Below are 14,642 nucleotides of genomic sequence, written 5' to 3'. Positions count from 1 at the left end.
CCTCTTCGTAAACTTAGGAAGCCTCAGATTCTGAGGTTGTTTAAATCGGGTATAATAGTCGCCAATCTTCGTTATGCCCTGACCATTCGTGTCAGGGTATGACCTGGGCGCGGGGCAGCTTCCGATTTTAAGGTTTCCTAAGACCTACGAAGAGGGGCTGTTACCACGTCCTTTTTTTATTCCGACGCGGAGCTTATCGAATCATCTATCGCTCCTGAATTATGAAATCAGATCATCCCCTAAACTCCACCTGGGAACGGCTTTCCGAGGGGCATCACATATTCGGGCCTTTCGGTCAATGCTTTCGCCAAGGCCATTGGTCTGAAAAGAAGCGAGAACATGTACCAGATCAAGAGAGGGAACAACGGTGTTAGCACGAAACTGGCTAAAAGAATCAACCGGGTATTTCCGTGTTTCTCGGTGGCGTGGCTGATTTTCGGAGAGGGGGTGTTCGAGGCGGAAAAGCCGATATTATGCGTGAATCAACCCCATGAGACTTCGATACGGATTATTCCTTTCTATCTTTCATTGGACGCTCTGAAAGAGAAGCCGGAGGAACCGCACCATTTCATTCATCTGTCGGCGGAGTTGTGCCGCAATGCGCGCTATGCTACGCTGATGACGGAGCGGGACAGCGGAAAGATCGAGACGGTCTTCCTGCTGTGCGACAAGGCTCCTACGGAGCCGGAGGATAATTTAGGCAAGTACCGCATCTGCGGGACGATTACAAACTACAGGTAATTTGCTTATCTTTAGGAGACTACTGACACCGCCATATTTTCACCTACCCAAATTTCAACATCATGGGAACAACAAGCAGGGCCATCGTCGGTATGGCCGCCGCCTCAGTTATGGCGTGGGGCGGCACGAGTGCGAATGCGCAGGAATCTTTTAAGACTAGGCTGTCGACAGGCTTTGCATTTACGCCGGAATGCTTTATGATACTGGAGTTGGAAAATACGCTCCAAGCGATGCCTACGGGCCTTACTTTAGCATTAGCAAGGATATTCGCCCGTACAAGGAGTTATTTGCCGAATTGGAGGCTCATGCAAATCCGTTTTTTAATCCTGATCATTGGGGTTCCGGATCTGCATATCGGGGAACTTATGTCGGTGTTGGCTTAAAAGTCAAATATCGATTCACACTGATTCGTTAACCACTTAGTACCCATAAGATAAATCCTATGGGCACTTGATTATTCCTTCTAAAATACAGCTTACAATACTGAATATTTGATTGTTGACAACTTGTTGAAAAATATTTTTGATCAATAATATTAACTTTCAGTAATAATCGCTATGTTTACAGTGTAGTTCTTTGACGTGATTTTTGATTTCCTTACTTAAATCCACATGCTTGAAGCAGATTAAGTTCTGCATGCCATTATGGTACTTGGGGGCCGGACGTCTTTGCTCGCCTTACCGCTCTTCACGTAACTCCTAAATATAAAGGAGCGTAAAGACTCTAAGAGCATATGCACAAATGCATATAGACGATATGGGCGTATTTATTAAACTATTAGTATATACGCTTTGCCGCAAGCTAAGACGTTGCTAATTGCACGAATTATCAATAAATAAGTAATAACAATTTTGCAGCAGGAAACTGGGGGTGGACAAACGGACAACGTTTATGGAGTTTAAGTAGGGACTATTTGTTTATGCAGTAGGAGCAATGTTGCTCCGCTTAAACAAAATCCATAAACTATGGAACACAATCAAAAATTAGCAGACCTCATGCAAGGTATTGAAGGTTTGCTGTCAAAGGGCCGTTGTCCACAAACTGACGAAGATGAAGCTCTTTTGAAATCTTGTCTTACCGAACTGAGAAAACTGGAAAGCAACAATGCAGACTGGCGTGGTTCATTCGAGAAAGCCGCAACATTGTTGTTATTACTATTCGAGGTTTATGACAAATTTAAAGAGATTCTGTAACGTCCCGCCCCATTTTTTTAGATTGACATGGATATTGGTTCTGTTATAAGAGACATTCGCAAGAAAAAGAAAATCACTCAAACTCAACTTGCTAAGTTAAGTCAGATCACACAGACATATCTTTCTCAAATTGAAAATAACCAGAAAGAGCCAACGATTCCAACACTCAAGGCAATACCGATAGTCTTTCTATTCCCCTCCCGATTCTCCTATTTTTATCTGTCGAAAACGAGGATATTCCAGAAAAAAACGGGAAGCTTATGATGCGCTATCCCCTTCTGTAAAATCTTTGTTGAATACATTTTTTAGTGATGATAAGTAACCCCGACTCTTTATTTAGGGCAATAAGCATAAAGAAGGAAGAGATTGATTTGATACTCTCCAATATTAATACTTATTATTATGAATATGAGCAAAAGAAGAAAAACAAGCAGGGACTTCATAAATTAACAAAACACGGTACGCCGGAGGTGAGAGTAATCAATCCAAGTATTAAGACGCTGAAAATAGTACAGAAACACATTAACAAAATGCTTAATGAAAAGATTTCAGCAGCTCCATATGCTTTTGGATCGGTTAAAAAACATAGCGGAATATCAAACGGACGATTTCATCAAGGAAATAAATTTATTTTTCAGACAGATTTAAGGGGATTCTTTCCATCCATTACAAGTGGAGAAGGATATCGAATGTTTACCCGATTTGGTTTTTCTCCTGATGTAGCATCTATATTAACAAAATTAACGACATATAACGGACACATACCTCAAGGAGCACCGACCTCTTCAACTGTGGCTAATTTTGTTTTTACAAAAACAGGGAATGTCATTGCCGATTTTTGTGTGCAAAGCGGACTACGATTTAGCACATATGTGGATGATTTAACGATTTCAGGCCCCTCTGATTTTCAGGAGATGATTCCCGAAATCCTTGACATTATTCGACATGATGGTTACACTATAAGCAACACTAAAACCTCATATCGAACCAATCATCCGAATATTACTGGGATATCAGTGGGGAATAATTATATTGACATTACAGATAAACTCAAAGAGAAAATCAAAAATTCTCACGGAAAAACCGAGGAACAAATCGCGGGAGAATTGAATTACAAAGATTTAGTTTTCAAATCCAATAAACCATCTCTCAAGGCAAAATCTTCTCGTTCTTAATTTCGTTTTATAATCAAAATTCTTCAACTGCTATTGGGGGGAAGGGATAGATTTTCTATTGCCTGGAGTTGGTTATAGGCTGTTTTTATTATGTTTGTATCAGTTATTTGAGGCTGTGATTCTCTACGCAATGCACGGAAAATAGAACCGTTGCCAATTCGTTACCTCATCCCAATAAAAAAGTGCAATAAGTCAATATTCAACTTGTTGCACTATTCCAAAGGAAGTCGTTCCAGGTCTTATAGAGTAATCAACATCCCAGATTTTATCGTGTTAAGAATGCCCGATATGATATTATCGAATTTTTACTCTTGCAATAACCGGCCTATATAATTCGTCCGGATATTTTTGTAATTTAGTATAATGAATTTCCTGTCAATGAGCATGCAAGATAGTATTCGTGTAATACAATCATAAAGATATGAGCGGAATTATTTACTACCCCTTTATTAGCTTGCCACCCAAAGCTTGGACGTATCGCCAGTTGCTTTACTATGATGAAATATCGACCGTCGTTCCGATGGAATATTTTCACGATCCCACTCTCTATCCGCGACATATGCAAGAATTGATTCGTGAAGAGTTGGTCATTCCTCAGAATTTCTCAGGCGACTATGATATACAGAATCAACTGCATATCCAATTTATCCGTTATTTAAGAAATAACGACCTCACGAAAAGGCAGGCGGCTTTCAGGGGGGAGCATTATATGAGTGTTTCTGCTCACGTTATGTATGCGACTAAATTCAAGCCACACGAATCCGTTCTTAGCTCACAGATATATGAAAGTAAATTTGGACCCGCAATTTTACATGAGCTTCAAGAACTTGGATTAGCCAGGCACGAAAACCACAGCATGTATTATGTGGAAAAGAAAACGGCCTTTGACTTAATGTACATGCTGACCAGTCTTATTGCAAGCAGAATAGATGCCTTTCCTATAACAGATCAGTTCCCATTCTTCGCGATCAAGAGTCAAGATGATGTAATCGTAAGAACCCGGAATGAAAAGCGCGATGTTTTATTAAAAAACATCATGCCGCTTCCGGAAGATATTGATTTAGGGCGGTTAATGCGGTTCAAAGAAAGACATAACGACTTATTAAGCCGATTTAGAACTGAGATAGAGGCGATTGTCTTGAATGACGCGATAACTGTTAATACAGAATTATTCGATACCACACTTAATCGCATCAAAGAACAACGGGATGAAATAACCCGGCGGATGGAAGAATACAATTACAGAAACATACTCAAATATTCGGTTCATGGCATGATACCGTTTGCGGCTGCGGCATTAGAAGGGGAATTCAATAGGAATGTTTTGATTACCGGATCAATTACACTCTCAATTGCAATTGCTACGGCAATTTCCAATCTTAATCCGAATCGTATTGACAATACTTCCGGAATGAAATATCTGGCGTTAGCCAACAGAACCTTTCGCAATTTTAGGGAATGAACGAACAAGATATTATCACTAAATTGATCGGGAATTATTTAGATGTCGATATTTCCTGCGATGGGTATATTACCGTTGCTCAACTTAAAACAACTGAGGACAAAGCATCCATTGACATAAACACGGCACTAATCTCCCCAGCACTTATTTCCAAAATCAAACCATCTCATATTAATCCTGTTGTTAAAGCACCAGGAGTCTATTACAATAAAGATTATATCTACAAGCCGTCATTCTGGCTGTACGCATCTCCTTCATCCGGATTAAAAAAGGCTGAACCTTTGGTTGTTTCATGGGAATCCGTCAATAAAACGGTCTTATCTATAGATCAAGGTTTTCTGAGTACCTTTCGTCTAATTCCCAGATTATTAAACGATGAAATATATTGGGATAATTTATCAAAGCCCGATTATGACGTCGTAAAAAATAAGCTGATTTCGGAATATGATTTCCCTAATCATACAGAAGCCTATGTAAAGGTAAAAAAAGAGTATTTAGACCAATATCTGTCCTATCGTAAGAAAACTGCTGTTCAACTTTTCACTATAATTAAAGAGATAAATGTTGACGACGACATTAAGGGATTGCTTAACGAAAAGGGCTATTTTATTGAAGAGTTTGGGCAATTCGAAATCCGGATTAGTGAATCCAGTCATAAAGAGGGTGTCGCCAGGCTTGAAATTAATGGCTATAAAATAATCCCTGTTGACGAATTTGAAATGGAGATATCCCCTGTAGGACATTATTGGAAAGGTATTGAAGGTATAGTTACCGAATATCGTGCCCGCCATGAAATGGCAGGCGAGTATGTTTACGTATCGGATGATGTACTGGAATTGTATGAAACCGACGACGATTATGCAGTCCATCCCGATTCTGGTGGGGTAAGATATCGAAATCAATGGGCAGTTGGCCATTGTGAACGTATCGGACGCAATGGCATTAAAGTCGAATTGAAAAAATTATATGAAGGGACACCTGACGACGTTATCGAGCATTGGAACAAATATTCAATAGATATCTCGGCAGTAGGGGACGGAGAAAATATAGCGGATAAAGCAAAACGTTTGACTCGAAAATATTTTTTATTCGGACAATTGTTCTCCCAGGTCGTTAATAAGATTTGCGACATTTCATTATCACCTGTAGAAATAATCACATTAAATCAAGGGGCAATCGATGAGACCGGATGGATGGATTTTCCTGATTATAATCCAATCACACATCATGTCAGTGTGCGGAAATTTTGCAAAGAGGATTTTATTTCCCGATGCAAAAAACTATACATTTTATTGGCGGAAAATTTACGGGAGAGTAACTTACGTAAAATCATCAACTCGCTTGGTTTTTCATCGGATAATACTAAAGACTATCGAAGTCTGAAGCTTCTGGAGTTTGTGCTAAAGTATCTGTTTGTAAGTGTCGAAACGGGGCTGAATCCTATTCATGATAAAGCAGCCATTATTGAGAGGGTTGCTGAATTAAAGGAGTTTAATATGCTGTCAAAATTGTTTGCGTTGAATGATATAAGGCAATTAGACGCTCATAAGAACCATAATTCCACTTTGAAATTTAATTCGGCATTAGAGAAATTGGGTATTGAGCCTAATTCCATTTCTAACAACTACGCAATAGCTTGCGATCAGGTATATGATGGATTAACAGACCAATTTGTGGACATGCATAATCTGCTTTTAAAATTCTAATAATAGCATATGGATTCAGTTCACACTGAAAGCGCATATTTCTATACAGATAAAACCTCCCCCAATACAACGCAAAGATTAATATAGTTCATAACCCTCAAGCCAACTTCAGTGTGAAAGTTCTATTATTATGGATGCCATAGGATTACATTTTTTCGATTGTTTTTATCAATGTTCCCTTGCTTTAAAGAAAAATGGGGCGCCACTATATTCGGATAGGGATCGTAAGATTTTGATGGAAACGTATGGATTAGCGGATTCCGAAATACATACATTTACAGAAATTGCCCAAGAATACGGCCTGAGCCGCGAACGCATTCGTCAATTACACGTCAAAATTTTCAAGAGAATGGGATTTCTACGCCGGAATAACTACCCCGCCATAGTAGAGATTGACAATCATATTTCAAAAAACCATTCTGTCTCTATCGAGTGTGATGAACAATTCGCATTATACATTGAGCAATTCCACAAAGAACATATGCCCGATTTCAATCTTAATTTGTTATTAAGATTGCTATCGTTTTACCTTTACAAGAATTCCGAGAGTGTTGATAAATGGGAAACCATTATATGCCAGAACCGACAGAACAATAGACGAAAACAAAAGGCACAAAGAAAAATACTGAAGTTAAATACCAGATTAGAGAAATTAATCGGAAGTATCATATGGTTTGATACTCCTAAAATATGGTCTGAGGCAGAAATGAAAAACTACTTGTCAGTCAGACAATTGAATTCGGATACTGAGAGAAATCGATCAAAACAAGGTGAATTCTTTTCCCAAAAGTTAAATCGCAATGTTTTTTATGAGTCATTGCTTGAGAAACAGTTTTATGGTTTCCTGGAAGAATGTCCTGACGTGATCCATTACACGGAACAAGCTGAATAGGTTCCGTATTTCATCAAAACACGGATGCATTATTACATTCCTGATGTAACGGTATTCTTGAGCGACGGACGATGTTTTGTAGTTGAAATCAAGGATACATTAGGAATGGTAGAGAGAAAAGTCCACACTAAATTTAAAGCCTTGATTGAATATTGCAAAGAAAAAGGGACGGGAGCCATCCTGACGAATGGTCATGATGATTTTTCTAAAATACTATTACACATGCCCAATAAGACATTGGAAAATGCATTGAAAGAACAACTTGAAAAAGGCTGTTTGAAATACCCTGAACTTAGAAAAATACGAACAGAATGCAACGCAACAATAATGGATATATTAAGAGCTATCGTTTCCCTCAATTTGTCATTTTTCCGGGCTCCCTTTATGGTTCAAAAATGTGATAAACCCATCTTTTGCGAGGAATTAATCAGTCTAACGAATCCGGAATCGGAGATTGTAAATTCGTGAAATTTTTCGTATATTTACAATAGCATTAGAAATGCAACGAGGCGAAAGATACGCACTACGCATTAGTGACCTGAAATTCTAAAGAACACCGAAACATACTGATACATAACGGATAAGAACCGAAGGTTCGGTTTTCGTTTTCCGCTCATGAGGGAAGTCGGTAATCAAACGATTGCCGGCTTTCTTGTTTTCGGAAAACGGAGACTTCGGCGAGCGACCCCAAGGCCCCCTATGAGGGGGAACGGGGGTGCGGACAACGGCGCGAGATACCCACGCTCTGCGTGGGTTCGAGTCTCGTTTTCCGCTCCAGACGCCTTGAAAAAGAGGCTGTAATAAGACGAAAAATCCTTATGTGTCAATGATAGGTAAGGATTTTTTCTTTTCAGGCGGTCGCATGAAAAAGCAACCAAACGCAAGGTTTCTAAACCTGATTAGCGACCTTTCGGAACCAAATCTGAAATGGGTCGAGAATGACGGTTATTACGCACTCCTGCCATATCTTGCCCCGCAACATTTCTATGCTGTAAACGTATTGATCATCAAAAACGTACAGCATCATGGAAAAGAGAACATTCTGCGTGGTTTGTTACAAAGAAAATCAGGATATGTCCTGTAAGGCCGTTCCTCGGCAGCGGGCGGGCCGAGGTCGGGGAGGGTACGTCGTATCTTGGCAGGCTGCGGACTTACTCCGAATCGTATGTTTTCGGTTCCGGCCGATGCACGACGCGACCGGGATATGGCAGCCGGAGAGAAAGCAGGACGTTGTCTCCGGCGCGTTTGCAGGTTGGCCCCGGATTATGGACAGTGCCCGAAGCGCGACGGTTCCGCTGAAAAACCGGATGCGGCGCCCGGCGGGTACGTAAATGCGGAAAAGGTGCCTGAAAAAGTGTTATCTTTACGGGCGTAACCCGATGACGACTATATACGACTTTACACAAACCCCGTTTCGGTTCCGCGCCGGACGGCATGAGGCGGTGCAAACCCGGGCAACAGACCTGAAGGGTCCGGCGCGAACCGAAAAATCATTGCCGTGTAAAAATAGTATATAATTACCTCCGATTTTTAACGGCTTCGAGCGTATGGATTTTATCGACATCAGCCTGCTGGACGTGATCGACGTGCTGGTGGTGGCGTTGTTTTTCTATCAGGTGTACCGTCTGATCCGCGGGACGGCGGCCATGACCATCTTTGCCGGCATCTTCATCGTCTATCTGCTGTGGGTGGTGGTCAAGGCACTGAACATGACCCTGCTCAGCTCCATCATGGGACAGGTGATCGGCGTGGGCGTGCTGGCGCTCATCATCGTGTTCCAGCAGGAGGTCCGGCGCTACCTGCTGCTGCTCGGCAGCCGCTATTCGAAAGTCAAGAACCGCTTCGTGCGGCGTATTTTCCGCTCCGCCGGGCGCAATGCGCAGGTACTGTGGACCGAAGACGTGGCCAAAGCGTGCCGCGACATGGCTTCGACCTATACCGGGGCGTTGATCTGCATCGAACGGCAGGGCGACCTGGAGGTGTACGCATCCACCGGCGACATTATCGACGCGCGGATCGACACCCGGCTGATCGAAAGCATTTTTTTCAAAAACAGCCCCCTGCACGACGGGGCGATCATCATCAAACAGGGGCGGATCCATGCCGCGCGGTGCATTCTGCCCTCGTCGGACAATCCCCACATCCCGCAGCATTACGGCATGCGGCATCGCGCGGCCATCGGGCTGACCGAACACAGCGACGCCGTGGTGGTGGTGGTGTCCGAGGAACGGGGCAAAATATCGATCGTCGAAGCCGGCGAAATCACCGCCGTAGCCGATCCGGCGGCGCTGGGCGAAAAACTCGGGCGGATTCTGTCGGCGTAATTTTGGCTCTTTTCCGTATCGGCAGTCCCGAAAAAATTGCCTAACTTTGCGGCCTGTGGGGTGCGCCGGTTCCAAAATTACCGGAACGCGCTCTCAGGCAACGGCTTACAAATTAAATCCAACAATTTTCGATAGCAATGGCAAATCAGAAAAAATTCATCACCTGCGACGGTAACTACGCCGCCGCGCACATCGCTTACATGTTCAGCGAAGTGGCGGCGATTTACCCGATCACCCCCTCTTCGACCATGGCGGAGTATGTGGACGAATGGGCGGCCGCAGGCAAAAAGAACATTTTCGGCGAAACGGTCCGCGTGCAGGAGATGCAGTCCGAGGCCGGCGCCGCCGGCGCCGTGCACGGCTCGTTGCAGGCCGGTGCGCTGACCACCACCTATACGGCGTCGCAGGGGCTGCTGCTGATGATCCCGAACATGTACAAGATCGCGGGCGAGCTGCTCCCGGCGGTGTTCCACGTGTCGGCGCGCGCGCTGGCCGCCCAGGCGCTCTCGATCTTCGGCGACCATGCGGACGTGATGTCCGCGCGGCAGACCGGTTTTGCCATGCTGGCCAGCGGTTCGGTGCAGGAGGTGATGGACCTCTCGGCCGTGTCGCACCTGACCGCCATCAAAGGGCGGGTGCCGTTCATCAACTTCTTCGACGGCTTCCGTACCTCGCATGAAATCCAGAAAATCGAAGAATTCGACACCGATACCCTGCGTTCGCTGGTGGATATGGACGCCGTCAAAGCGTTCCGCGAACGCGCCCTCAATCCGGAACATCCGGTAACGCGCGGTACGGCGCAGAACCCCGACATCTACTTCCAGAGCCGCGAGGCCGCCAACCGTTTCTACGATGCCGTGCCCGACCTGGTGGCCGACTATATGGCCAAGATCAGCGAAATCACCGGCCGCGAATACCACCCGTTCAACTATTACGGCGATCCGGAAGCCACCGACGTGGTGATCGCCATGGGGTCCGTGACCGAAACCCTCAAGGAGGTGATCGACATGCTCCGCGCTCAGGGCCGCAAAGTGGGGATGATTTCGGTGCATCTGTATCGCCCCTTCTCGGCCAAATATTTCCTGCAGGCGATGCCCGCGAGCGTGAAACGCATCTGCGTGCTCGACCGCACCAAGGAACCCGGCGCCAACGGCGATCCGCTCTACCTCGACGTGCGCGACATTTACTACGCGATGCCCGAAAACGAACGGCCGCTGGTGATCGGCGGACGTTACGGCCTCTCGTCGAAAGACACCACCCCGGCGCAGATGATCGCCGTGTACGAAAACCTCGCGCAGAACGAACCGAAAAACCAGTTCACCGTCGGGATCGTGGACGACGTGACCTTCCGTTCGCTGCCTGTGGGCGAAGAGGTGAGCGTGGGGCACGGTTCGACCTACGAGGCCCGCTTCATCGGGCTGGGTTCGGACGGTACCGTCGGCGCCAACAAGAACTCGATCAAGATTATCGGCGGATCGACCGACAAATACTGCCAGGCCTACTTCTCGTACGACTCGAAAAAATCGGGCGGCTACACCAGCTCGCACCTGCGTTTCGGCGACGAACCGATCCGCTCGACCTACCTGGTGACCACCCCGAATTTCGTGGCCTGCCACGTGCCTTCGTACCTCGGCAAATACGACCTGCTCAAGGGGCTGAAAGACGGCGGCACGTTCCTGCTCAACGCCGTGTGGGACGAAGAGACCACCAAGAAGCATCTGCCGGACGATATGAAGAAGTATCTGGCCGAGCACCACATCAATTTCTACATCATCAACGCGACCAAAATCGCCGCCGAACTGGGATTGGGGTCGCGCACGAACACCATCATGCAGTCGGCCTTCTTCAAGGTCTCGGAGGTGATCCCCTACGACCAGGCCGTCGAAGAGATGAAGAAAGCCATCTACAAGTCCTACGGTAAGAAAGGCGAAGATGTCGTCAATAAAAACTACGCGGCGGTGGACGCCGGCGGCAAGAACGTCGTGAAAGTCGAAGTGCCGGCCGAATGGGCCTCTATCACGGTAGCCCCGAAACAGACCGACCCGAACCGTCCGGAATTCATCACCGGGATCGTCGATCCGATCAACGCGCTCGAAGGCGACAACCTGCCGGTATCGGCTTTCGCGGGCCGCGAAGACGGTACTTGGGAAGCCGGTACGGCGGCTTACGAAAAACGCGGTATCGCCGCGAACATTCCCGCCTGGAAACCGGAAAACTGTATCCAGTGCAACCAGTGCGCCTATGTCTGCCCCCACGCTGCGATCCGTCCGTTCCTGCTGACGGAGGCCGAAGCGCAGGCCGCCCCGGCCGGCACGCCGATGGTGCAGGGCATCGGGCCGTTCAAGGAGTACAAATTCAAGATCCAGGTGTCGCCGCTCGACTGTACCGGCTGCGGCAACTGCGCGAATGTCTGCCCGGCGCCGAAAGGCAAGGCGCTGGTCATGGAGCCGATGGAAGCCCAGCTGGCCGACGAAGAGCCGCGTTGGGAATACATGCACGGCAAGGTGGGTTACAAATCGACCGTGGCCGATAAGACCAAATCGGTCAAGAACCTCCAGTTCGCCCAGCCGCTGTTCGAGTTCTCCGGCGCCTGCGCCGGTTGCGGCGAAACGCCGTATATCAAGTCGATCACGCAGCTGTTCGGCGAACGGATGATGATCGCCAACGCGACGGGCTGTTCGTCGATCTACGGCGGTTCGGCCCCCTCGACCCCGTACTGCAAGGACCTTGTGTCGGGCCACGGACCTGCCTGGGCCAACTCGCTGTTCGAGGATAATGCCGAATTCGGCCTGGGTATCCACATCGGTGTCGAAAAACTGCGCGACCGCCTCAAACAGATTATGACCGAGGCGATTGCGAATTGCGGGGAGTGCTCGGCCGAAATCAAGGCGGCGATGCAGGCGTGGATCGACGGCAAGGACGACGCGGCCGCTTCTGTCGAGGCGACGAACAAACTGTTGCCGCTCGTCGAAACCTGCGGCTGCGACTGCTGCAAGCAGATCGTGGAATTGAAACAATACCTCGTCAAGAAATCGCAGTGGATCTTCGGCGGCGACGGCTGGGCCTACGACATCGGATACGGCGGTCTGGACCACGTGCTGGCCTCGGGCGAAGACGTGAACGTGCTGGTGCTCGACACCGAAGTGTACTCCAATACGGGCGGCCAGTCTTCTAAATCGACTCCGGTCGGCGCGGTGGCCAAGTTCGCTTCGTCGGGCAAGCGTATCCGCAAGAAAGACCTCGGCGCGATGGTGATGACTTACGGCTATGTCTATGTGGCTCAGGTGGCCATGGGCGCCAACCACAACCAGTACATGCAGGCGATCAAGGAAGCCGAAGCGTTTCCGGGTCCGTCGCTTATCATCGCCTACGCTCCGTGTATCAACCACGGGAACAAGAACGGTATGGGTGTGTCGCAGCTGACCGAGAAACGCGCCGTGGAATGCGGTTACTGGCACCTGTGGCGTTTCAACCCGCAGCTGGAAAAAGAGGGTAAGAATCCTTTCGCGCTCGATTCCAAAGAACCCGATTGGAGCAAATTCCAGGAATTCATCCATCAGGAGGTGCGTTACACTTCGTTGCTGAAAGCTTTCCCCAGCGAGGCTCAGGAGCTGTTCAACGCTTCGGAAGAGAACGCGAAGTGGCGGTACAACAGCTACAAACGCTTCGCTGCGATGCAGTACCAGCCTGAAACGGCTGCCGAAGCCGAAGCGGCGGTGGTGAAATAATGCGATTCGGTTCCGGGCGGGGCAACCCGTTCCGGTGAGCATAGGCCGGGGCGTCCATTTTTAATGGACGCCCCGGCTCGTTTTTCGGGGAGGGGGAGGGAAGGGGCAGGGTGGAGGAGCGGTTGGCGGAGGCGGCGTGCTTTGTTGAGGATATGCGGGTCGGCACGGTGAGGACTGGGGACTTATCGGGGGATATTCGGGGTAGGGGAGGCGAGTGATGTCCGCCATGTGTCAGGTCTCTAACAGGCTCGTCTGTCGTAATCTCTTGTCGTCGCGAGGGCCCCCTGATGGAAACGGGAAATCGGCAGAGCTGAGCGAAATAGGCCCGATAAGATGCTCCCGGATATGCGGGATGCGGAGCTATGTAGCAAACGTTATATGAATTGTATGTTTGTTTGCCGAGGGGCGCAGGCTGCGGGGAACCACGCTGGAACTGCCTGAGGCCTCCCGGGCGCCTGTTCGAAATGAGTACAATTGTACGGTTAATTATGGCCGGAGCCATCCCCGACAAAGGGCTGCAACTCGCAAAACTCGTTTGGCCCTCGCTGGCTCCGGGCGACAACATATAAATTTAACTGTACGATTTTGTGTACAGTTTTCCCTTTGGCAGGCCGGAGCTACTCCCGGCGTAGGCCTGCAACTGCGCGGTGCCTGTTGCGGCCCCGCTGGCTCCGGCCATAATTAACCGTACGGTTTACAAGTACTCTCGACTTTTTACTTGGTGTCGAAGCAGGGTAAAATCTGCCGGCCTGGGAATGTGCGATTTCCCGATCCGACAGAAGTCGGGAGCGGGGAATTGCATTCTCGGCGACTTTTTTGCTTACTTTTTTGGTCGTACAAAAAAGTAAGTGCCCCGCCGGCATGAGGCGTGCGGCACAGTTGCTGTCCCCGCGGCACGAGCGGGCGAAGAAAAAACAAACGCCTGTCGGCGAAAGACAGTACATTTAAACCTATGATTTATTTCAATATTCTTCCTTAGTCAGGCCGGAGCCACCCCCGGCGTAGGCCTGCAACTGCGCGGTGCTTGTTGCGGCCCCGCTGGCTCCGGCCATAATTAACCGTACGTTTTTATTGATGCGATTCTTCCGAATCGCCGGCTTATGCGACCAAGCGGCTATGCCGATCCGGGGGATCGGCGCAAAGCCGAAGGAGTGAAACAGTTTAATCGTACAGTTATTTGTGAAAAATCCGCGTCAGCGGGCGGGCCGAACCGACACTGCAGCCGAGCGCCATCGAACTCGTTCGTATGGCCGATGCACCGGGAGGAAGCCGGAACGGTAACCCAACCACCCCTGGCGAACCGACACTGCAGCCGAGCGCCATCGAACTCATTCGTATGGCCGATGCACCGGGAGGGAAACGAACGAAGCGAAGTTATCGGCTGCAACTCGCCATTCTGCGGGGCGGTTCGCATTTCGACG

General features: G+C 48.0%; 12 protein-coding genes. All 12 read left to right on the top strand.

The annotated features are described in order from the left end of the window. The first annotated feature begins 339 nt into the window (after positions 1 to 339). The 12 genes from RIKMI_RS14185 to nifJ all read left to right on the top strand — a co-directional run bounded on the left by RIKMI_RS14185 (position 340) and on the right by nifJ (position 13,221). Positions 340 to 741, top strand: a complete 402-nt coding sequence (locus tag RIKMI_RS14185; RefSeq protein WP_027290246.1) for a hypothetical protein — start codon at positions 340 to 342, stop codon at positions 739 to 741. A 62-nt stretch (positions 742 to 803) separates the two neighbouring features. Continuing rightward, the gene (locus RIKMI_RS0101900) at positions 804 to 1,124 is read left to right on the top strand and encodes a hypothetical protein (protein WP_027290245.1); all 321 of its coding nucleotides are present in this window, start codon (positions 804 to 806) and stop codon (positions 1,122 to 1,124) included. Between the two features lie 582 nt (positions 1,125 to 1,706). Continuing rightward, the gene (locus RIKMI_RS0101895; protein ID WP_027290244.1) at positions 1,707 to 1,934 is read left to right on the top strand and encodes a hypothetical protein; all 228 of its coding nucleotides are present in this window, start codon (positions 1,707 to 1,709) and stop codon (positions 1,932 to 1,934) included. 27 nt (positions 1,935 to 1,961) lie between these two features. After that, positions 1,962 to 2,198 carry a helix-turn-helix domain-containing protein gene (locus tag RIKMI_RS15305; RefSeq protein WP_084135144.1) on the top strand — a complete coding sequence of 79 codons (237 nt, stop codon included), beginning with the start codon at positions 1,962 to 1,964 and terminating at the stop codon, positions 2,196 to 2,198. 107 nt (positions 2,199 to 2,305) lie between these two features. Further along, positions 2,306 to 3,109: a reverse transcriptase family protein gene (locus tag RIKMI_RS14510; protein WP_169715487.1), complete on the top strand. Its 804-nt coding sequence runs from the start codon at positions 2,306 to 2,308 to the stop codon at positions 3,107 to 3,109. Between the two features lie 421 nt (positions 3,110 to 3,530). Next, positions 3,531 to 4,571, top strand: a complete 1,041-nt coding sequence (locus RIKMI_RS0101880; RefSeq protein WP_027290243.1) for a hypothetical protein — start codon at positions 3,531 to 3,533, stop codon at positions 4,569 to 4,571. Beyond that, the gene (locus RIKMI_RS0101875) at positions 4,568 to 6,277 is read left to right on the top strand and encodes a hypothetical protein (RefSeq protein ID WP_027290242.1); all 1,710 of its coding nucleotides are present in this window, start codon (positions 4,568 to 4,570) and stop codon (positions 6,275 to 6,277) included. Before RIKMI_RS0101880 ends, RIKMI_RS0101875 begins: the two co-directional genes overlap by 4 nt. 130 nt (positions 6,278 to 6,407) lie before the next feature. Further along, positions 6,408 to 7,169, top strand: a complete 762-nt coding sequence (locus tag RIKMI_RS0101870; RefSeq protein WP_084135142.1) for a sigma factor-like helix-turn-helix DNA-binding protein — start codon at positions 6,408 to 6,410, stop codon at positions 7,167 to 7,169. Between the two features lie 24 nt (positions 7,170 to 7,193). Beyond that, complete coding sequence (locus RIKMI_RS0101865) at positions 7,194 to 7,637, top strand: hypothetical protein (RefSeq protein ID WP_027290240.1); 444 nt, start codon at positions 7,194 to 7,196, stop codon at positions 7,635 to 7,637. A 358-nt stretch (positions 7,638 to 7,995) separates the two neighbouring features. Beyond that, entirely contained in the window at positions 7,996 to 8,253 is a 258-nt protein-coding gene (locus tag RIKMI_RS14765) for a hypothetical protein (protein ID WP_147288451.1), read from the top strand. 463 nt (positions 8,254 to 8,716) lie between these two features. After that, a complete protein-coding gene (cdaA, locus tag RIKMI_RS12670; protein ID WP_037291342.1) occupies positions 8,717 to 9,493 on the top strand; it encodes a diadenylate cyclase CdaA in 777 nt (258 codons plus the stop codon). Positions 9,494 to 9,630: 137 nt separating this feature from the next. Then, the gene (gene nifJ, locus RIKMI_RS0101845; protein ID WP_027290238.1) at positions 9,631 to 13,221 is read left to right on the top strand and encodes a pyruvate:ferredoxin (flavodoxin) oxidoreductase; all 3,591 of its coding nucleotides are present in this window, start codon (positions 9,631 to 9,633) and stop codon (positions 13,219 to 13,221) included. Positions 13,222 to 14,642: the final 1,421 nt, after the last annotated feature.

This window comes from Rikenella microfusus DSM 15922, from assembly GCF_000427365.1.
Classification (GTDB): domain Bacteria; phylum Bacteroidota; class Bacteroidia; order Bacteroidales; family Rikenellaceae; genus Rikenella; species Rikenella microfusus.
This window is presented reverse-complemented; position numbering and strand designations above follow the sequence as displayed.

Excerpts from the sequence above, each read along its gene's own strand:
- RIKMI_RS14765 (WP_147288451.1), top strand. The coding sequence starts at position 7,996 with ATGATAGGTAAGGATTTTTTCTTTTCAGGCGGTCGCATGAAAAAGCAA.
- nifJ (WP_027290238.1), top strand. The coding sequence starts at position 9,631 with ATGGCAAATCAGAAAAAATTCATCACCTGCGACGGTAACTACGCCGCC.
- RIKMI_RS0101865 (WP_027290240.1), top strand. The coding sequence starts at position 7,194 with ATGCATTATTACATTCCTGATGTAACGGTATTCTTGAGCGACGGACGA.
- RIKMI_RS0101900 (WP_027290245.1), top strand. The coding sequence starts at position 804 with ATGGGAACAACAAGCAGGGCCATCGTCGGTATGGCCGCCGCCTCAGTT.
- RIKMI_RS0101880 (WP_027290243.1), top strand. The coding sequence starts at position 3,531 with ATGAGCGGAATTATTTACTACCCCTTTATTAGCTTGCCACCCAAAGCT.
- RIKMI_RS0101870 (WP_084135142.1), top strand. The coding sequence starts at position 6,408 with ATGGATGCCATAGGATTACATTTTTTCGATTGTTTTTATCAATGTTCC.
- cdaA (WP_037291342.1), top strand. The coding sequence starts at position 8,717 with ATGGATTTTATCGACATCAGCCTGCTGGACGTGATCGACGTGCTGGTG.
- RIKMI_RS0101895 (WP_027290244.1), top strand. The coding sequence starts at position 1,707 with ATGGAACACAATCAAAAATTAGCAGACCTCATGCAAGGTATTGAAGGT.
- RIKMI_RS14185 (WP_027290246.1), top strand. The coding sequence starts at position 340 with ATGTACCAGATCAAGAGAGGGAACAACGGTGTTAGCACGAAACTGGCT.
- RIKMI_RS0101875 (WP_027290242.1), top strand. The coding sequence starts at position 4,568 with ATGAACGAACAAGATATTATCACTAAATTGATCGGGAATTATTTAGAT.
- RIKMI_RS15305 (WP_084135144.1), top strand. The coding sequence starts at position 1,962 with ATGGATATTGGTTCTGTTATAAGAGACATTCGCAAGAAAAAGAAAATC.